Here is a 20031-nt window from a genome sequence, read left to right on the forward strand (position 1 = left end):
CCCCTCCGCGCGCACCCGGACGTCACCAAGAGATCACATCCGCGCGACGGGGAGCAAGAGCGGCCCGGGGCCCGTGGCCGGAGAATTCCTTCACACGCGCGTTGCACGACAGGGCTCGCCGAAGCCGTATGATCTGGCCCAACACCACCGCTGGAAACTCCCCTTTCACAGGGGCGGTTTGGTGTCCCTCCATTTTCCTGCCCGGGCACGGGCTGCTCAGCCCTGCCCGCGAACCGTGAAAGGCGGCCTGCATGGTCTCTCGCGTACGCGTCTGGCTCAACCGCACGTACGCGGAGAACGTGTTCTTCATGGATCAGCTGCGGAGAAATCCCAGCGACCGGGCCGTCGAGATCCACGCCACCCACGGCGACCCCGACTCGCCGGTGCTGGCCGCCGCCGACACCGCCGAGCTGGAGCCCGAGAACCTGTCCCCGGCCGGGTACGTCGAGTACGCGCTGGCCCAGTGCGCACGGCGCGGCATCGACGTGTTCGTGCCCCGGCTGCACCAGTCGGCGATCGTGGCGCACCGCGCCGAGTTCGAGGCGGTCGGCACCGCGCTGCTGGCGCCGCCGCCGGAGGCCGTGGCCGTCTTCCACGACAAGGTGATCGCCTACGAGGCGGTCCAGGCGATCGGCGTGCCGGTTCCGCCGTGGTACCGGGTCCGGGCGGCGGACGAACTCGTCGCAGCTGTCGAGGAGTTGGAGTCCGGCGGGCACAAGGCCTGCTTCAAGCCGGCGTCCGGGGCCGGCGGGGTGGGCTTCCGGGTGATCACGCGCACGCCCTTCTCTCTGATGCATCTGAGCGGGTTCCCCAGCCCGTACGTGCCGCTCGAGCTGGTGCTGGAGGCGCTGCGGCAGGCCGAGGAGCCGGTCGACTGGCTGGTGATGCCGCGTCTGGAGCAGCCCGAGGTGTCGGTGGACTGCCTGACCGGCCCGGACAACCGGGTCCGGCTGGCGGTGGGCCGCACCAAGAACGGCCGCCGCCGGGGCTTCACCCTGCACGAGCAGTGGCTGGACCCGGCCCGGCGGATCGCGGAGGGCTTCGGTCTGCACTACCTGTCCAACATCCAGTTCCGGATGTTCGGCGACCGGCCGGTCCTCATGGACGTCAACACCCGCCCGGCCGGCGGACTGCACCAGCTGTCGCTCTGCGGTGTCAACGCCCCCTGGGCCGCCGTGCAGCTGGCCCTCGGCGAGGACCCGGGAGAGGTGGTGCCGCCGTTCCTGGGCCAGGACTACTCGGTGGTGTCGGGGCCGCGTCCGCTGCGACCGGTGTCGCTGCCGCACCAGCGGCCGGAGACGACGGACCCGCTGCCGGCGGTACCGGCGCCCCCGTCGGCCGAACCGGCCGGCTCCGTCGGGTCGGCGGCCCAGGCGCTGCCCCTCTGAAGCCTCAGCTCCTGGCGGCGATCGCCTCACGCCACACGGGGCTGTCGACGTAGTGGATGTCGAAGGGTTCCGGGGAGTCCTGGATCTCCTGCGGGTCGGCCTCGCCGCGCATCACCCGGCCCAGCAGCCGGAGGTAGTCGAAGCGCCCCGCGCCCGGGGTGAAGACGAACAGCACGTCGGCTGTCGCACCGGGCGCGGCGGCGAAGGCGTGCGGGGTGTTCGGCGGTACGGCAAGGAAGTCGCCGGCTCGCAGCACGGTGGTCTCCTCGCCCACCAGCACCCTGGAGCGCGCCGTCGAGGACGTAGAACATCTCGGACGCCTCGGTGTGCGGGTGGGCGGGTGCGCCTACCGCGCCCTCGGCGAACGTCGACCGGTGGGCGGTGAGCCGTCCGTCGGTGTTCCCGGAGTCGGCGAGCAGGGTCATCACGCTGCTGGGGTCGCGCGTCGTCCCGGCCTCGGCGGCGCGCGTGAGGACCGGTGCGAAGCCGCTGCTGTTTCGCGTGTCGTTCTGTGCCGTCGTCATGACATCGACTCCAGGGAGCCGGGCGACCCCCGGCACGGGGCATTCCGGTGCCGTGATCGTGGGTCAATTCGAGGGTGTCGGAAGCGGCCCCCGCCCCGGACGTCCGGCACCTCGGAGCGGATGAGGGCGGCGAGTTCGGGGATGCGCCACTGCTCCTCGCTGCGGTCCCACTCGCCGTCGAACCACATCAGGTCGGGCCGGTAGCGGCCGGTGAGTTCGCGGATCTGTCCGTCGCGGTAGGCGAGGAACCTCTCCCAGGCGTCCAGGTCCTCGAACTCGGCGGCGACCTCGGAGTAGCGGTTGTCCTCCATTTCCGGCGGGCGGCCGGGCTTGCGGGTGGAGGCGTAGTCGGGGTGGTCCAGTCGGAGTGGGAGTGGCAGAGGCCGGCCTCGAGGCCCTGCTCGCGCAGGGCCTCGGCGTAGCCGCCGATCAGATCACGGCCCACGTTCAGCTCGCCGTACGCGGTGTCCCACAGGGCGACCCGTCGTGGTGGCGGCTGGTGAGCACGGCGTACCGGGCCCCGGCCCGCGCGAAGAGCCTCGCCCAGTCGCGCGGGTCTAACGGGCTGCCGTGAACCGGTCGAGCTGGGACATGTACTGCTCGTGCGGAACGATGTCGTCGTAGAACGACCAGGACTCCTGGACGCCGTCGACGGCGTAGATGCCCCAGTGGACGAAGATGCCGAGCTTGGCGTCCTCGAACCACGGCTGCATGGCCATGAGGTCAGCCCCTTCGCAGGCGCAGGGTGAGGATCTGGAAGGGCCGCAGCGCGACGGCGACGGCGCCGTCGGTGATCTCCGCGTCCTTCAGCGGACGCTCCAGCAGGTCGGTGATCCGGGCGCCGGCGAGCGGGAACCCGGTGCGCAGGGTGCCGGTGGCCCGGCCGCCGCGGGACTCGTAGAGCCGTACGACGACATCGCCGGAGGCGTCGTCGGCGAGTTTGACCGCCTCCACGGTCACGCCCTCGCCCTCGGCCGAGACGACCGGCTCGGGGGCGCCGGCCGCGTCGGCCACCCGCAGCGGCAGGTTGAGGGAGTAGCCCTCGGCGACGGCGTCCTCGATGGCCGCGCCGGGCAGCAGCGCGTAGGTGAAGCGGTGGCGGCCCTGGTCGGCCTCGGGGTCCGGGATGCGCGGGGCGCGGACCAGGCTGAGGCGGACGGTGGTCGTGGTGCCGCCGTCCTCGCGGACGGTGCGGGAGACGTCGTGGCCGTAGGTCGAGTCGTTGATGACGGCGACGCCGTAGCCGGGCTCGGCGAGGTGCACCCAGCGGTGGCCGGAGACCTCGAAGCGGGCCGACTCCCAGCTGGTGTTGGTGTGCGTGGGGCGCTGGATGTGGCCGAACTGGATCTCGGCGGAGGAGTGCGGGGCGCGGATGTCGACAGGGAAGGCCGCCTTGAGGATCTTCTCGGTCTCGTGCCAGTCGATGTCCGTCTCGATGTCGATGCGGGCGCTGCCGGCGCGGACGGTGATCGTCTGGGTGATCGTGGAGCCCTTGCCGAAGGACCGCTCGACGCGGATAGCGCCGACCAGCGGGTCCTGCTCGACGACCGTGACGGACGACGCGTCCAGGAGGTCCGTGTAGCGGTTCTTGTAGTGCTTGTCGATGTCCCAGGCGTCCCAGTAGTTGGGCAGGTCGGTGTGCAGGCGGAGCAGGTTGCCCGGCTCGGCGAGCACCTCGCGGCCGGCGCGCAGGTCACAAACCGAGGAGAGGGTGCCGTCCTCGGCCACCTCCACGCGGACCAGTCCGTTGTCGAGGACCAGGCCGTCCACCGTCACCGGCCGCGGGGGCGTGGTGTCGGCCAGGGGCGCGGAGCCGCTCGCGGGGACCTCCACGTACACCGGTGTGCCGTCGGCGGAGCGGACCACTTCGGCGCGGTCGTAGGGGCTGGTGTTGAAGGCGCGGGGCGCCCCGGCGCCCAGCGCGGCCACCGCCTCGGCGGTCAGGGCGTGCAGTTCCTCAGCGACGCGGGCGTACTCGGCCTCGGCCTCGCGGTGCACCCAGGCGATGGAGGAGCCGGGCAGGATGTCGTGGAACTGGTGCAGCAGCACCGTCTTCCACAGCCGGTCCAGCTTCTCGTAGGGGTAGCTGTAGCCCGGCGCGTGCAGCGCGGCCGTGGTCGCCCAGAGTTCGGCCTCGCGCAGGAGGTGCTCGGAGCGGCGGTTGCCCTGCTTGGTGCGGGCCTGGGAGGTGTAGGTGGCGCGGTGCAGCTCCAGGTAGAGCTCGCCGACCCACACGGGCGCGTCCGGGTACTCCTCGCGGGCCTTGGCGAAGAACTCGTCGGGGTGTTCGACGACGACCTTCGCGGAGCCCTCCAGGTCGGCCAGCCGGCGGGCCCGTTCCATGATCTCGCGGGTGGGGCCGCCGCCGCCGTCGCCCCAGCCGAAGGGGGCCAGGGAGCGGGAGGCGCCGCCCTTCTCGGAGTAGTTGCGGACCGCGCGGGACATCTCCTCGCCGCTGAAGCGGGCGTTGTAGGTGTCGACCGGGGGGAAGTGGGTGAAGATGCGGGTGCCGTCGATGCCCTCCCACCAGAAGGTGTGGTGGGGGAACTTGTTGGTCTGGTTCCAGGAGATCTTCTGGGTGAGGAACCACTCGTTCCCGGCGAGCTTGGCGATCTGCGGGTAGGCGGCGTTGTAGCCGAAGGAGTCCGGCAGCCACACGCCCTTGGTCTCGATGCCGAAGTGGTCCATGAAGAACCGCTTGCCGTGGACGAACTGGCGGGCGACGGCCTCACCGCCGGGCAGGTTGCCGTCGGACTCGACCCACATGCCGCCGACGGGCGCCCACTGGCCGTTCTTGACCGACTCCTGGATGCGGGCCCAGACCTTGGGGTAGTTGTCGCGGACCCACTCGTACTGCTGGGCCTGGGAGCAGGCGAAGATGAAGTCGTCGTACTCGTCGGCGAGCGAGGTGACGTTCGAGAAGGTGCGGGACGTCTTGCGCTTGGTCTCGCGGATCGGCCAGAGCCAGGCGGAGTCGATGTGGGCGTGGCCGACGCCGGAGATCGTGTGCGCGCTGGCGTGCGCGGGCCTGGACAGCGCCGGCTTGAGCGCCTCCCGGACCGCGGCGGCCGAGCCGGAGACGTCGTCCAGGTCGAGCAGGTCCATCGCCCGGTCGAGGGCGTGGGCGATCTCGTGCCGGCGCGGGTCGTGCTCGCCGAGCTCCAGCATCAGCTCGCGCAGCACCTGCACGTCGAGGTCGAGGTGCCAGACCTCCTCGTCGAGGACGGCGATGTCGGCGGCGCGGAAGGTGTAGAGGGGCTTGTCGCCCGCGGTGAGCTTGTCGCCGAGCGGAGTGGTCCTCGAGAAGTTGTCCGCGAGGATGTCGGGGTTGGAGGCGGCCTCGACCAGGTAGTCGACGCTCTCGCCGCCGCGGGCGGGGTTGGCGATCGCCACGTACTGGTTGAGCGGGTTGACGGCCTTCAGCGGGGTGCCGTCGGTGAGGTGGACGAGGGCCTCGGCCTGGTTGCCGGGCCAGTCGCCGGTGAAGCCGAGGTCGATGACGGCCTCGACGCGCCGGCCGGCCCACTCGGCGGGCACCTGCCCGCGCATGCGGAACCAGGTGGTGCCCCAGGGCGGGCCCCACGGGGTGCCCATCGAGAACGGCTCGTAGGACGCGGCGGCGGCCTCCTCGAACGGGACCGGCTCCCCCGGGGCCTGCCAGGCCTCGACCTCGAAGGGGACGGTGGCCGCGTAGACCGCGGTCTTGATGCGCTGGTCGTGAAGGCGCTGCACGCGCTCCTCGATGCGGCGGCTTTCGTCGTGCATGGGATGTCTCCAGGAAGCGGGAAGAGCGAGCAGGCGGGAAGCGGTGGGGGGAAAGCGCTTACCGATCGGCGTTCACCTAAGGTACGCCAGCCCGGGATGGACCTCGGTGTAGCCCTCGACCAGCCTGCGGGCCACGTTGACGGAGTCGACGAGCGGATGCAGGGCGAAGGCCTTCACGGCCGTCGCGCGGGAGCCCGAGCCGGCGGCGGCCAGCACCTCGCGCTCGACCGCCTTGACCGCGCAGACCAGGCCCGTGGCGTGGTCGGGCAGCGGGTCGACGGTGACGGGGTGGGCGCCGTTGGCGTCGACGAGGCAGGGGACCTCGATGACGGCCTCCGTGTCCAGGACCGACAGCGTGCGCCGGTTGCGGACGTTGAGGATCAGGGTGGTGCGCTCGTCCCGGGCGATGGCCCGCATCAGCGCGAGCGCGACCTTCTCGTAGCCGCCGGACAGGTCGTCCTCGTCGCGTTCGCCGGCGCCCGCGGTCTCCCGGTTCTCGGACATGTACGTGGCCTCGCGCTCGGCGCGGGTGCGGTCCCAGACCGTGAGGGCGGGGGCGTGCGGGTTCTTCATCTCGGCGTAGAAGCGGGCCTGCTGGTCGTGCAGGAAGGCGCCGCGGGTCTTCTCGGCCTGCTGGTAGGCCCGTACGGCCTCGCGGTTGAAGTAGTAGTAGTGCAGGTATTCGTTGGGGATCGCGCCGAGGGAGCGCAGCCAGTCGGCGCCGAAGAGCTTGCCCTCCTCGAACGAGCCGAGCAGATCGGGGTCGGCGAGCAGCCGCGGCAGTTCGTCGCGGCCCGCGACGCGCAGGCCACGCACCCAGCCGAGGTGGTTGAGGCCGACGTAGTCGATCCACGCCTCGCCCGGGTCCTCCACGCCGAGCACCCGTGCGATGCGGCGGCCGAGACCGACCGGGGAGTCGCAGATGCCGATGACGCGGTCGCCGAGGTGGCGGGACATGGCCTCGGTGACCAGTCCGGCCGGGTTGGTGAAGTTGATGACCCAGGCGTCGGGGGCGAGCCGGGCCACCCGCTGCGCGATGTCGACGGCGACCGGGACCGTGCGCAGGCCGTAGGCGATGCCGCCCGCGCCCACCGTCTCCTGGCCCAGCACGCCCTCGGCCAGGGCCACGCGTTCGTCGTTCGCGCGTCCCTCCAGGCCGCCGACACGGATCGCGGAGAACACGAAGTCGGCGCCGCGCAGGGCCTCGTCGAGGTCGGTGGTGGCGCTCACCTCGGGTGCGTCGGGGACGCCGGCCGCCTGCTCGGCGAGGACACGTGTCACCGCCGACAGCCGCCCGGCATCCAGGTCGTGCAGGACGACACGGGTCACCCGGCCCTCGGCGTGGTCCTGGAGGAGCGCTCCGTACACCAGCGGCACGCGGAATCCTCCGCCGCCCAGAATCGTCAGCTTCACCGCGTTCCTCCGATTCGGCAGGCTGTGCGCGGCACGTCGTGAGAACCGTGCCCGCACCGCCTCCTTGAACTCGCTTCACGACCCCGGGCCGATTGCGGCCCGGCCGGTGTCGAGGGTGTGTGACCTCGCTGTTCGCCGAAGGGCGGGGCCGCCTGGGCCGGGAGTCCGCCCGCTTCGGCCGGGAATGGGTTCACATCTGCACCTTTCCCACGACGACGACCTCGACGCCCGCCTCCTGGAAGGAGGCCCGCGTCGCCGCGTCGACGGGCTCGTTGGTCACCACCGCGTCCAGCTCCTCGGGCCCGCAGACCTTCGCCATCCCGTGCCCGGGGAACTTCGCCGCGTCGGCGAGCAGCACCACCTTCTCGCCGGCCTTGATCATGGCGCGCTTGACCGGCACTTCCACGACCGTCGTGTCCATGACCTGCCCGCCGGGCCGCACGCCGCTGGTGCCCAGGAAGAGCCAGTCGGCGTGCAGCTGGCGCAGGTTGTCCTCGGTGAGGAATCCGACCAGGGAGCGGTACTCGCGGCGGACCATGCCGCCGAGCAGGACCAGCTCGATGCCCTCGTCGTCGGCGAGTTCCTCGTAGACCACCAGGTTGCTGGTGATCACGGTGAGCCGGCGTCCGTGCAGCTGCCGGGCGAGCCGGTAGGCCGTCGTCCCGATGTCCAGCAGCACCGACTCGCCCTCCTCGATCATCGCGGCGGCGCGTTCGGCTATGGCGTCCTTCTCGCTGACGCGCACCTCGGCGACCTCGGCGAAGGGCTGGTCGCCCTCCTCCACGACGGCGCCGCCGTGCACGCGCGTGAGCAGTCCGTCTTCTTCCAGTTTGACCAGGTCACGCCTGATTGTGGCGGGACTCACCCCCAGTTGCTCCGAGAGGTCGGTCACGGCCGCGGGCCCGCCGGCGCGCAGGGCCCGCAGGATGAGTTGGTGTCGTCGTTCTGCCAGCACGGCCGGAACACTACTCGTCATCTTCAATCATTTCCATGCTCAGTTCTGCTCGGGTATTGACCAATCTCTCTGGGCAGCGCACGATTCCGGCCAGAGAAGTGACGAGTTTTGACGATCTCCGTTGAAGCCGTGAGCGAGAGGACACATCCGTGGACGACGACCGGCCCGATGTGCTGCTGACGGGGCTGCTCTTCTACGACCTCGTCCTCACGGGCCTCGGCAAGCCGCCCACCCCGGGGGAGGAGATCTGGACCGGGGGCATGGGCTGCGGCCCGGGCGGCATCGCGAACCTCGCCGTGGCCGCCTCCCGCTTCGGCCTCAGGACCTCCCTGGCCACGGTGTTCGGCGACGACTTCTACGGCGCGTACTGCCGCGAGGTCCTGCGCGACCAGGAGGGCGTCGACCTTTCGCTCTCGCGTACCGCGGACGGCTGGCCGACACCGGTCACCGTCTCCGTCGCGTACGGCCACGACCGGGCCCTGCTCACCCACGGACAGGAGCCGCCGTACTCGCAGGACGCGCTGATGGGCGACCCGCCCGACGCGCGGACCGCCCTGGTGCACCTCGAGGCCGAGCCGCGCGAATGGCTCGCCAAGGCCGCCGCGAACGGCACGCAGATCTACGCCGACGTCGGCTGGGACCCCACCCAGGAGTGGCCGACGGCCCTGCTGGAGCAGCTGTCCCTGTGCCACGCCTTCCTCCCGAACGAGACCGAGGCGATGGCCTACACCCGCACCGACAGCGCGGTGGCCGCCCTCGGCACGCTCTCCGAGCTGGTGCCGGTCGCCGTGGTGACCCGGGGCGGCAACGGCGCCCTCGCCGTCGACCAGATCACCGGCGAGTACGCCGAGGTCCCTGCCCTGGACACGGACGTCCTGGACGCGACGGGCGCCGGGGACGTCTTCGGCGCGAGCTTCGTGGCGGCCTCCCTCGGCGGCTGGCCGCTGGCGGAGCGGCTGCGGTTCGCGGTGCTCGCGGCCGGGCTGTCCGTCCGCCACCACGGCGGTGCCCTCGCGGCTCCCGGCTGGTACGGCGTCGAACGCTGGTGGCGCTCCCGGACCGACCCCGGACTGCGACGCGCCTACGGGTTCCTCGCCGACCGCATCCCGGCCGACCCCGGGCCGCCCCCGCACCACGCCCCCGTCACCCCGCCGAGCCCTCCCACGCCCTCCGGTCCCCACGCCTCCGGAACAGGGCGGCACTGACTCTCTCCCCCGCTCCCTTCCCCTCCCCCTGCACCTCTCTGCACGTCGAACAGGAACAACAGGAGTGACCCGTGGACCTTTCTCGTAGAGGCTTCCTCCAGGCCGCCGCGCTGACCGCGGCCGCCTCCGGTCTGACCGTCGCCTGCGGCGGCGGCTCGGGATCGACCGGCGGCAAGAACGGCAAGAACCTCACCTTGTGGTACTGGGGAGGCGCTCTCAGCGACAAGGTCGTCGCCGAGGCGAAGACGCACTTCAGCGGCCAGGTGAAGCTCACCGCCGCCTCCATAGGCGGCGACTTCAAGCAGAAGCTCACCACCACGCTCGCCGCCGGCGCCTCCGTGCCCGACATCACCGGCATCAAGGGCGAGGACATGGCGTCCTTCCTGCCCAACGCGGGCCGCTTCCTCGACCTCAACGACCTGGGCTTCAAGAAGATCGCGTCCCAGTACCTGGACTGGAAGACCAAGCTCGCCCAGACCGAGGACGGCAAGCAGATCGGCTTCCCGATCGACATCGGCCCCACCGCGCTCTTCTACCGGGCGGACCTGTTCGACAAGGCGGGGCTGCCCACCGACCCCGACAAGGTCGCCGCCCGGGCCGGAACCTGGGAGGAGTACTTCGCGCTCGGCACGGAGCTGCGCAGGAAGGTGCCGGGCACCTACCTGGTCAACAACATCGGCTCGGTCTTCACCATGGCGGTCGGCCAGGGCACCGAGCGGTTCATCGACAAGGACAACCGCTTCATCGGCGACCAGGACCACATCCGCACGGCGTGGACCACGGCGGTCCGCCCCTACACCCTCGGTCTCGACGCCAAGATCAACGACAACACCTGGAACGCCGCCGTCGGCAAGACCCTGAGCACCGAACTCGGTGCCGCCTGGCACGCCCTGGACATCGAGCAGGCGGCCCCGAAGACCAAGGGCACATGGCGGGTCTGCGCGATGCCCGGCGGACCGGCCAACCAGGGCGGTTCCTACCTGGCCCTGCCCAAGCAGTGCCGGAACCCCGAAGAGGCGTTCAAGATCATCAGCTGGATCCTCAGCCCGGAGAACGACGCCCGCGGCTTCACCGACGCCGCGATCTTCCCCGCCGCGCCGGCGGCGTACGCCATGCCGGCCATGACGGGCGGGGACCCGTTCTTCGGCGGGCAGAAGATCATCGAGGTCTTCGGTCCGGCCGCCAAGGCCATCCCGTCCAGCTACGAGGCACCCGCCGACGCCGCCGTCATGGCGCCTTTCATGACCGAGCTGTCCAGCATCGAGGCCAAGGGCAAGAAGCCCGAGGACGCCTGGAGGGACGCGGTCGGCCAGGCCAAGCAGATCGCCCGGCGGCAGGGGGTGAACTGAGGTGTCCTCACCTCCGGTCACCGGTACCGCCGCGGTGCCCCGGCACCACGGCGGGCCCGGCCCGGCCCGCTTCCGCCCGCGGCGCACGCCGCCCGCGGGTGCCGTGCGGCCAGGGCGTCGTGGTGTGCTGTCCCACTGGCGGCAGTACCTCGCGATCTCGCCCTTCTTCCTGATCTTCGGCGTCTTCTCGTTCTTCCCGGTCTTCTACTCGCTGTATCTCGCCTTCCAGCGCTGGGACGGCCTGGGCAGCGTGCAGTTCGTGGGGTTGCAGCAGTTCCGCTTCCTGTGGGACGACCCGGTCTTCTGGCTGTCGATCCGCAACACCCTGGTGATCTGGGTGCTGTCCACCGTCCCCACGCTGTTCGGCGCCCTGGTGCTGGCGACGCTGCTGCACTCGGTGCGCCGCTTCAAGGGCTTCTACCGCATCGCCCTGTACGTACCGAACGTCACCTCGATCGTCGCCGTGTCGATCTTCTTCGGCGCGGTGTTCAGCAACAACTTCGGCCTGGTCAACGCGATCCTGGGCACGGTCGGGATCTCGCCCGTGCCGTGGCTGAGCAATCCGTGGCTGATCAAGCTGGTCATCGCGCTGCTGATGACCTGGATGTGGACCGGATACAACATGATCATCTATCTGGCCGGCCTCCAGGCCATCCCCACCCAGATCTACGAGGCGGCCAGGCTGGACGGCGCCGGGCCGATCCGTACGTTCTTCCAGATCACCATGCCGATCATGCGGCCGATCATCCTGTTCACCGTCATCATCTCGACCATCAACGGCCTGCAGAGCTTCAGCGAACCCCAGGTCCTGTTCGGCAGCAACGCCGCCAACCCGAACCTCGGCGGCCCCGGCCAGGCGGGCCTGACGACGCTGCTGTACTTCTACCAGTCGGCCTTCGTCAACAACGACTACGGCTACGGCGCGGCCATCGTGTGGGCCTTCTTCGTACTGATCATGGTGCTGGTCGTCGTCAACTGGCGTCTGGTCCAGCGCGGGAGGAAGTCATGACCGCAGTGGTCCCCAGGCGGTCCCGGCGTCCCAAGGGCCTGACCGCGCACATCGTCCTCATCCTGGCCGTGCTGGTCTCGGTCTTCCCGTTCGTGTGGACGATCGTCATGGCGACGAACACCACCGAGGACATCTACAAGAGCCCGCCGAAGCTGACCTTCGGCTCCCACCTGCTGGAGAACGTCCGGCACGTGCTGGACACCATCGACTTCTTCGGGTCGATGCTGAACACGCTCGTCGTCGCGAGCGTCACGACCGTCCTGGTCCTGTTCGTCGACTCCCTGGCGGCGTTCGTGTTCGCCAAGTTCGACTTCCCCGGCCGCAAGACGCTGTTCGCCCTGCTGGTGGGGTTCATGATGCTGCCGCTCCAGCTGGCCGTCCTCCCGCAGTTCATCCTCATGTCCGACATCGGCTGGGTCGGCACGCTCAAGGCGCTCGTCCTGCCCGCCCTCGCCAACGCCTTCGGCATCTTCTGGCTGCGCCAGTACATAGAGAGCGGCGTGCCGGACGAACTCCTCGACGCCGCGCGCATCGACGGCGCGGGGTTCTTCCGCCAGTACTGGAACATCGTGCTGCCGATGATCAAGCCCGCACTGTCCTTCCTCGCCATCTACGCCTTCGTCGGCGCCTGGAACGACTACATCTGGCCGCTGGTCGTGCTCAACGACCCCACCCACCTCACCCTCCAGGTGGCCCTGGCCCAGCTCCACGTCGGCCACACCACCGACTACAGCATGGTCATGGCCGGGGTCCTCATGGCGTCCGTGCCGCTGGTCGTGGTCTTCACGATCTTCGCCCGCGGGTTCATCGCGGGGGCCACGGAGGGGGCGGTACAAGGGAGTTGACGCCCGTCGGGGCCGCGCCCTGAAGGGGCGCGGGGAACTGCGCGACCAGCCGCAACGGATGCGCAGCCGAGAACGGGCGGCGGTCCCGAGCGCTTGGTCACCACACGAGAGAGGCACCCAGTGACGGACGTCAACCCCGAGAGCCGACGCCCCAAGGTGCTCGTCGTCGGCATGGACGGCCTGCGCTACGACCGGCTGACCCACTCGCCGGCCAACGCCCCGGTCCTGCACGCCCTGATGGCCGAAGGCGCCGTCGGCACGAGCCTGCTGCCCTACGGCCGAGCGGACGACGAGCCCTGGGCCGGCACGGCCTGCACCGACTCCGGCCCCGGCTGGTCGAGCATCCTCACCGGGGTGTGGCCCGACCGCCACGGGGTCACCGGCAACGATTTCAAAGGCGCCGACTACGCCCGCTACCCCGACTTCCTGACCCGAGCCGCCCGCGCCCGGCCCGGTCTGCGGACGGTGGCCGCGGTGTCCTGGCCGGCCCTGGTCCGCCGCGGCACCCTAGGCCGGACCATCGGTCGACGGGTGCGCCACAACGGCGAATCCAGGGGCTACGAGACCGCGGACCGCCGCGTCGCCCGCACGGCCCTGCGCTGGCTCACCACGTCCGACCCGGACGCGCTGTTCGTGTACTTCGGCGCCACCGACGAGGCCGGTCACGACACGGGCCCTCTCTCCCCCGCCTACGACCGGGCCCTCCTCGCCCAGGACGCCCACCTCGGGCAGCTGCTCGCGGCGATCGAGGCCCGGGCGGCGGACCCCGGCCGCGCCGAGGAGCACTGGACCGTGCTGATCACCACGGACCACGGGCACCTCGACTCCGGTGGCCACGGCGGCGACTCCCGCGCCGAACGGGAGGTCTTCGTCATCCTCGCCGAACCGGGCCGACCCGCCCGGCCCGCGGGCACCCGGCTCGACACACCCCGCCTCGTCGACATCGCCCCCACTGTCCTGGACCGTCTCGGCGTCCCCGTGAACCCCGCCTGGGGTCTGCAGGGCCGTGTGCTGCCCGGGCCCACCGCACCGACTTCGGAATGATCATGAACGACGCTCCCCTCGATCCCCTGACAGCCCTGCGCCCCTGGGAGGCGCCCGAGGTGACCTCCTGGGGGCGGCTGCCGATGAACGCCGTCGACCGGCGCCCCGGAGCCGTCCGGCTCGACGGCGACTGGCGCTTCCAGCTGCTGCCCGCGCCGGACGCCCCGCCCGGGGAGGTCTGGTCGTCGTCGTACGTGCCCGGTGTGTGGACCATGCAGGGCACCGACGACCTCCCGCAGTACCTGAACATCCGCATGCCGTTCCCCGAGTTCCCGCCGGGCGTGCCCGCCGCCAACCCGACCGGGGTGTACGAGCGTTCCGTGGACGTGCCCGTCGAGTGGGCCGGGCGGCGAGTCGTGCTCCAGGTCGGGGCCGCCGAGAGCGTGCTGCTGGTGCACGTGGACGGGAGGCCAGTCGGGATCTCCAAGGACTCGCACCTGGCCGCCGAGTTCGACCTCACGCCGGTGGTGCGCCCCGGGGAGCGGGCCACCGTGCGCCTGACCGTGGTCAAGTGGTCGGACGCCTCGCACATCGAGGACCAGGACCAGTGGTGGCACGGCGGGATCACCCGCTCGGTGCTGCTGTACGCCGTCGACCCCCTGCATCTCGCGGACGTGACCGTGCGCGCCCGGCGGGACGGCGACCTGCTGGTGGAGTGCCGGGTGCGGGACGCGGGCGGGGCGCTGCCCGAGGGCTGGTACGTCAGCGGCGAGCTGGAGGGGCACCCGCTCACGCAGGACACGGAGTTCGACCGGGCCAACGCCGAGGACGAGCGCGTCTCCGACTTCCTCGGGGAGGCGCGGCTGCGTACCGCCGTACCGGACGTGCGCACCTGGAACGCCGAGACGCCCGAGCTGTACGGCCTGACCGTCCGCCTCCACCGCGCCGACGGCACGGTCGCCGACACCTCCCGGCACCGCGTCGGCTTCCGCGACGTGGAGATCGACGGCAGGGACCTGCTGGTCAACGGTGAGCGGGTGTTCATCCGCGGCGTCAACCGGCACGACTTCCACCCGCTGACCGGGCGGACGGTGACCCACGACGACATGCGCGCGGACCTCGTCCTGCTGAAGCGGTTCGGTTTCAACGCGATCCGCACCGCGCACTACCCGAACGACCCGGCCCTGTACGACCTGGCCGACGAGCTCGGCTTCTACGTCGTCGACGAGGCCGACATCGAGTCCCACGACCACGCGCACGAGACCGCCGACGACCCGCGGTACCTGGGCGCGTTCGTGGACCGGGTCGCGCGGATGGTGCTGCGGGACAAGAACCACCCGTGCGTCGTCATCTGGTCGCTGGGCAACGAGTCCGACTACGGCGCGAACCACGACGCGGCGGCGGGGTGGGTGCGCCGGCACGACCCGACCCGGCCGGTGCAGTACGAGGGCGCGGCCAAGCGCGGCTGGGCCGGTCCGGACCTGGCCTCCGACATCGCCTGCCCGATGTACGCCCCACTGGAGGAGTGCCTCGCGCACGCCCTGTCCGGTACGCAGACCAAGCCGCTCGTGCAGTGCGAGTACTCGCACGCCATGGGCAACAGCAACGGCACGCTGGCGGACCATTGGGCGGCCATCGAGGCCACCCCGGGTCTTCAGGGCGGGTTCATCTGGGAGTTCCGGGACCACGGCATCCTCCAGCGTGTGAACGACGGCAGACCGGCCGGGCGTGGGGGCGCCGGGCTCCACGACAACGGTGTCGCCGCGCCCGGGCACCGCTGGGCGTACGGCGGCGACTTCGGGGAGACGGACCACGACGGCGCCTTCATCGCCGACGGGGTCGTCTTTCCCGACCGCACCCCCAAGCCGGTGATGTTCGAGCACCGGGAGATCGCCGCGCCGGTGCGGATCGAGGCCTTCCGGCACGAGGGCGTCGTCCTGGGCAACCACCAGCACTTCCGGGGCCTGGAATGGCTGTCCGGCGAGTGGGAGCTGTCCCTCGCCGACGGCGACACCCTGACGGCGCCCGCCGAACTGCCCGCTCTGCGGCCCGGCGAGACGGCCGCGGTGCCGCTGCCTTTCGCGGTGCCGGAGGACGGCGGCGAGGCGTGGCTGACCCTGCGGGTCACGACGGCCGGGGACGAGCCGTGGGCACCGCGCGGCACGGTGGTGTGCCTGCCGCAGGTGCGGCTGCGGGCGGCGCTCCCGCCGGCGCACACCCGGGTGCCGGACGGCACGGTCGAGGTCGACGAGGACGGGCTGCTGGTCCATCCGCTGCTGACGGCCGCGCCCACCCTGTCGCTGTGGCGGGCGCCGACCGACAACGACGTACTGGGCGGCATGGCGGACCGCTGGCGGGACTGGGCTCTGGAGGCGCCCGCCCGCGAGGTCGTCTCCGTACGGCGGTCCCCCGGCCGGGTCGCCGTGGTGTCCGACTACCTCTGCGCGGGCGGGACCGTCCGGCACGAGCAGGTGCTGACGGCCGTGGACGGCGGGCTGATCGTCGACGAGAGCGCCGAACTGCCCGAGGCGCTGCACGACGTGGCCCGCGTCGGGACCGTGTTCGAGACGGTTCCCGGGCTGAGCCTGCTGGAGTGGTTCGGGCAGGGCCCCTGGGAGTCGTATCCGGACCGGGCCGCGGGCGCGCCCGTCGGCCACCACCGCCTCCCGGTGGACGAGCTGTTCACGCCCTATCTGCGGCCGCAGGAGAGCGGCGGGCGGCACGGCGTACGGCGGTTCACGCTGTCCGCGCCCGACGCCACCGGCCTCGCGGTGCGGCTGGACCGGGCCCGCCAGGTCTCCGTGACCCGGCATCGCGCGGCCGATCTCGCCGCCGTCGCGCACCATGACGAACTGGTGCCGCGAGCCGGGTGCGTGGTGCACATCGACGCGGCGCACCGCGGACTGGGCACGGCCTCCTGCGGGCCCGACACCTTCGCTTCCTACCTCGTCGCGGCAGGGGTCCACCGCTGGAGCTGGACCCTGCGCGTTCTCTGAGTCCCTCCCCTCTCAGTCACCCCATGGAGCAGCCGTGTGCACTTCGCATGACCACGACCTGGGCGAGGCGCCCCAGGCCGGTGCCGGACGACGCGGTTTCCTCCGTGCGACGGCGCTGCTCGGCGCGACGGCGGCGGCGGTGACCGCGCTGCCGGCCGTCACCGCCGAGGCGGCGACCTCGACGTGGCGCCCCGACCCGCGCATCCGCCGCTTCACGCTCGCGGTGATGCCGGACACGCAGTATCTCTTCGACGGGCCGAGCATCGACAAGGCGCCGGTCGAGGCCTCGCTGCGCTATTTGCTGGAGCACGGCCGGGAGGAGAACATCGTCTTCCTGTCCCATCTCGGTGACCTCACGCAGAACGGCGCGAAGGAGGAGTTCGCCGCGATCGGGGAGGCGTTCCGGCTGCTGGAGCGGCGGGGCGTCGGCTACAGCGTCCTGGCCGGCAACCACGACGTGAAGTCGTCGACGACCGACCAGCGCGGCAGCACCCCGTACCTGGACGCCTTCGGGCCGCGGCGGTTCGAGGAGCAGCGGACGTTCGGCGGGGCCTCCCCGGACGGCTACAACTCCTTCCACCGGTTCCAGGCGGGCGGCCGGGAGTGGCTGGTGCTGGCCCTGGACTGGCGGCTGTCGCCGCAGGGTTACGCGTGGGCCAAGGGCGTACTGGCGAAGCACCCGAAGACGCCGGTGATCCTCACGACGCACGAACTGGTCGTCGAGGACGACACGTTGTCGGACTACGGGCAGCAGCTGTGGGACCGGCTCATCGAGGACCACGACCAGATCTTCCTGGCCCTGGGCGGGCACTACTGGCCCGCCGCCCGCGCGACCCGGAGGAACGCGGCCGGGCACGAGGTCCATCTGCATCTGACGAACTACCAGAACCGCTACTTCGGCGGCGCGGCGATGATCCGCCTCTACCGCTTCGACCTGGACCGCGGCGTGATCGACGTGGAGACGCTCTCGCCGTGGATCCTGGGCCGGGCGGCGAAGGGGCTCAACGAGCTGGAGCGGCAGGAGATGGAGCTGAGCGGCGACGCCGACCGCTTCTCCGTCGAGATCGACTTCCGGAAGCGGTTCTCCGGCTTCGCCCCCGTACCCGCACGGCCGGCTCGGCCCGTCTCGACGATGCTGCTGCCGGGCACGGTGGCGTACTGGCGTTTCGAGAAGCCCGTGGACGGGAGGGTCCGCGACCTGTCCGGGCGGGGCAACGACCTCTCCCTGGTCGCCGTCGGGGGCGGTGCGCTGGGCTGGTCGGCCGACCACCATCCCGACCAGCCGGGCCACGGCAGCCTGGAGTTCCAGGGCTTCAAGTCCCCGCTGAAGGGCGCGTATCTGAGGACGGTCGACGGCGCTCCGCTCAACGCGGCGACGTTCGGGGACGGTTACACCATCGAGGCGTTCTACCGGCTGCCCGCCGACTGGGACCCGGACCACAACGCCTGGTCGGGTCTGGTCTCCCGCACGGGCACGGGCGGCGCCGCCGGGAAGACCGCCGACGACCCCGACGAGCCGCTGGCCACACTGTCCCTGTCCAACGACCGGGAACCGCAGTGGGCGATGCGCCCGCTCGACCAGCAGGGCATCGCCACCAACTGGGGCCACGAGACGCCGCTGGAGACCTGGTGGCACCTCGCGGTCGTCAACGACGGCGGGCACACCACGCTCTACGTCGAGGGCTGCCCGGTGCTCCGCAATCCCAAGGCGCCCTCCGCCGGCATCACCTCCGTCGGCCTGCCGTGGCTGCTCGGCGGCTACGAGTACGGCGGGAAGATCGACCAGATCTTCCACGGCCGGCTCGGCGACGTCCGGATCGTCGCCCGGGCGCTGCCCGTCACCTCCTTCATGAATCACTGAGATCCCGAAGGGCCCCCGATCATGACCGAGCAGCAACTGCCCACCTGGGCCGATCCGTCCGTCTCCCCCACCGCCCTCGACCCGCAGGGCGTCTCCCGTCGCGGGCTCCTGCGCCGCGCGGGCCTGTTCGGCGCCGCGTTCGCCCTGGGCTCGGCGGCGACCACCGGGACTCCCGCCCTGGCCGCCGGTGACAGACGACCGGGCGGGGAGGACCCGCGCCTCGCCTACCTCGTCGGCGACCACCACATCCACTCCGTGTACAGCCACGACGCCAAGTACACGTTCTCCCAGCTCGCCGCCGCGGGCGCCGAGTACGGCCTGGACTGGATGGTGTTCACCGAGCACTCCAACTTCGGGCACGCCGACTTCGGGGCCGCCCTGGAGCACCAGGAGATCCTGAAGGCACGTGCCGAGAACCCGCGTCAGCTGATCTTCCAGGGCCTGGAGTGGTACATCCCGGCGGCCGAACACTGCACGGTGTTCACCGCGCCCGGCCGGCACGAGGTCGACGTGCTGACCCGCTTCGAGAGCGCCTACGACGGCAAACTCCTCGCCTACGACAAGGGCGGCCCGGCCGACACGGACACCGCCCGCAACGAGGCACACGCAATCATGGCGATCAAGTGGCTGGCCGCGCAACGCCGTTCGGGCTACGTCGACGACGTACTGGTGCTCGCCAACCACCCCATGCGCCTGGGCATCGACTCCCCGCACGAGATGCGCAACTGGCGGGACGCGGCGCCCGAGATCATGATCGGCATGGAGGGCGCGCCCGGTGCCCAGGGTGCGGCCATCCCCGGCCGGCGCGGGGCGAACTCGATCCGCGGCGAGTACGAGAACAAGCCGTCGGCGCAGTCCTGGCCCGGCTACCCGGCGGACGCCTACCTCACCTACGGCGGCTTCGACTGGGCGACCGCGACGGTCGGCGGCCTGTGGGACTCGATGCTGGCCGAGGGCCGGCTGTTCTCGATCACCACCAACTCCGACGCCCACCGCATCGTCTTCGACACCTGGAAGAACGGCGACTGGCAGCCCGGCCAGACCTTCGACACCACCGGCAAGCTGCCCGACCCGGTGAACACAGACACCCCGCAGCCCGGCAGCGACTTCTGGCCCGGCCAGTTCAGCCGCACCCACGTGGGCGTGACCCGCTACGGCTACCGCGCGGTGATGGCGGGGATGCGTGCGGGCCGGGTCTGGCTGGACCACGGGCATCTGCTCGACGGGCTCGACGTCCGCCTGACCCGGGACCGCGACCGGGGCCGGGGCGTGACACTCGGCGGCCGGCTGCGGGTGCGCAAGGGCGAGAAGCTCACCCTCGACGTCACGGTGACGACCGCGTCGCGGCCCAACCCGCAGGGGATCCTGCCCCAGTTGGCGCACGTGGACGTCGTCCGCGGCGCGGTGCGCGGCCCGGTCGCCGACCGCGACACCTGGAAGGCACCCGACACCCGGGTCGTCGAGTCGAAGGACGTCTCGGGCCGCACGGGCACCTACACGCTGCGCATCCCGCTGACCGCGGGCGAGGAATCCTTCTACGTCCGGCTGCGCGGCAGCGACGGCAACCGCAACGGCCCCGGCTACCTCGGCGCGTGGGTCGACCCGCACGGGCCGGTGCCGCACGCGCCCGGGGACGGTGACCCGTGGGCGGACACGTGGTTCTACTCGAACCCCCTCTTCGTCGACGTCGAGGGTTCCTGACCTCCGGGTACCAGCAGGTCACGGACCGATCGAGCG

At 71.4% G+C, this 20031-nt stretch carries 12 protein-coding genes and 2 pseudogenes; 9 read left to right on the forward strand and 5 right to left on the reverse strand.

All coding sequences use genetic code 11. The features are described from left to right. The first annotated feature begins 251 nt into the window (after positions 1-251). Positions 252-1388 (forward strand): ATP-grasp domain-containing protein, encoded by a 1137-nt coding sequence (locus tag HDC93_RS01695; RefSeq protein ID WP_185006422.1) that lies wholly within the window; start codon positions 252-254, stop codon positions 1386-1388. Positions 1389-1392: 4 nt separating this feature from the next. Here HDC93_RS01695 and HDC93_RS01700 read toward each other — a convergent pair. From HDC93_RS01700 to HDC93_RS01720, 5 genes and pseudogenes are all read right to left on the reverse strand, one after another. Continuing rightward, a pseudogene (locus HDC93_RS01700) lies at positions 1393-1912 on the reverse strand (cupin domain-containing protein). Between the two features lie 98 nt (positions 1913-2010). Then, positions 2011-2631, reverse strand: a pseudogene (locus HDC93_RS01705) (alpha-L-fucosidase); the annotation flags it as partial. Positions 2632-2635: 4 nt separating this feature from the next. Next, on the reverse strand, positions 2636-5677 hold the full coding sequence (locus HDC93_RS01710) for a glycoside hydrolase family 38 C-terminal domain-containing protein (protein ID WP_185006424.1): 3042 nt from the start codon (positions 5675-5677) through the stop codon (positions 2636-2638). Positions 5678-5749: 72 nt separating this feature from the next. After that, complete coding sequence (locus HDC93_RS01715; protein WP_185006426.1) at positions 5750-7090, reverse strand: 6-phospho-beta-glucosidase; 1341 nt, start codon at positions 7088-7090, stop codon at positions 5750-5752. A 190-nt stretch (positions 7091-7280) separates the two neighbouring features. After that, positions 7281-8045, reverse strand: coding sequence for a DeoR/GlpR family DNA-binding transcription regulator (locus tag HDC93_RS01720; protein WP_185006930.1), 765 nt, complete (start codon positions 8043-8045; stop codon positions 7281-7283). 149 nt (positions 8046-8194) lie between these two features. Here HDC93_RS01720 and HDC93_RS01725 point away from each other — a divergent pair, with 149 nt between their 5' ends. The 8 genes from HDC93_RS01725 to HDC93_RS01760 all read left to right on the forward strand — a co-directional run bounded on the left by HDC93_RS01725 (position 8195) and on the right by HDC93_RS01760 (position 19995). Continuing rightward, positions 8195-9250, forward strand: a complete 1056-nt coding sequence (locus HDC93_RS01725; RefSeq protein ID WP_185006429.1) for a carbohydrate kinase family protein — start codon at positions 8195-8197, stop codon at positions 9248-9250. Between the two features lie 71 nt (positions 9251-9321). Further along, on the forward strand, positions 9322-10599 hold the full coding sequence (locus tag HDC93_RS01730; RefSeq protein WP_185006431.1) for an ABC transporter substrate-binding protein: 1278 nt from the start codon (positions 9322-9324) through the stop codon (positions 10597-10599). 124 nt (positions 10600-10723) lie between these two features. After that, positions 10724-11608, forward strand: coding sequence for a carbohydrate ABC transporter permease (locus HDC93_RS01735; RefSeq protein ID WP_031111123.1), 885 nt, complete (start codon positions 10724-10726; stop codon positions 11606-11608). After that, complete coding sequence (locus HDC93_RS01740; protein ID WP_185006433.1) at positions 11605-12453, forward strand: carbohydrate ABC transporter permease; 849 nt, start codon at positions 11605-11607, stop codon at positions 12451-12453. Before HDC93_RS01735 ends, HDC93_RS01740 begins: the two co-directional genes overlap by 4 nt. A gap of 171 nt (positions 12454-12624) precedes the next feature. After that, entirely contained in the window at positions 12625-13497 is an 873-nt protein-coding gene (locus HDC93_RS01745; RefSeq protein ID WP_185006932.1) for an alkaline phosphatase family protein, read from the forward strand. 2 nt (positions 13498-13499) lie between these two features. After that, positions 13500-16433, forward strand: coding sequence for a glycoside hydrolase family 2 TIM barrel-domain containing protein (locus HDC93_RS01750; RefSeq protein WP_185006435.1), 2934 nt, complete (start codon positions 13500-13502; stop codon positions 16431-16433). Positions 16434-16467: 34 nt separating this feature from the next. Beyond that, complete coding sequence (locus HDC93_RS01755) at positions 16468-18294, forward strand: LamG-like jellyroll fold domain-containing protein (RefSeq protein ID WP_185006437.1); 1827 nt, start codon at positions 16468-16470, stop codon at positions 18292-18294. A gap of 21 nt (positions 18295-18315) precedes the next feature. Further along, positions 18316-19995, forward strand: a complete 1680-nt coding sequence (locus tag HDC93_RS01760) for a PHP domain-containing protein (RefSeq protein ID WP_185006439.1) — start codon at positions 18316-18318, stop codon at positions 19993-19995. The last annotated feature ends 36 nt before the right edge of the window (positions 19996-20031 follow it).

Source organism: Streptomyces sp. AK010 (assembly GCF_014207295.1).
Taxonomy (GTDB): Bacteria; Actinomycetota; Actinomycetes; order Streptomycetales; family Streptomycetaceae; genus Streptomyces; species Streptomyces massasporeus.